Source organism: Ruminococcus sp. MCC718, assembly GCF_018783905.1.
Lineage (GTDB): Bacteria > Bacillota > Clostridia > Lachnospirales > Lachnospiraceae > Hominisplanchenecus > Hominisplanchenecus faecis.
On the sequence record NZ_WQNP01000105.1, the window covers coordinates 1 to 269 of the forward strand.

Annotated in this window: 1 pseudogene; it reads right to left on the bottom strand. The window is 42.8% G+C overall.

What is annotated here, in order from left to right:
- Positions 1-80 precede the first annotated feature (80 nt).
- A pseudogene (locus GPK60_RS09730) lies at positions 81-269 on the bottom strand (flavodoxin family protein); the annotation flags it as partial.

Sequence of the window (269 nt, forward strand, 5' to 3'; positions counted from 1 at the left end):
CTGATCTTTCGCCATCTTGCTTTCCTCCCCAACTTTTATTTGCAAACTTTATACACCTGTCATTTTAATAATCTTCTTCTCTATCGGATAAAGTGTGTTGCTACTCTTTCTTCGGTTTCCGGCAAGCCAAACTTCTCTTTTCCTAAGGCGATACTCTTCATCAGAAATACCATATTTCTTGCAAGTACACGCATGGTCTGTTTTCCTTCTTCGTCCATCTCTGCCTCGCCCTGTGCCCGTCCATGGATTGAATTCCAATACTGGCTGGA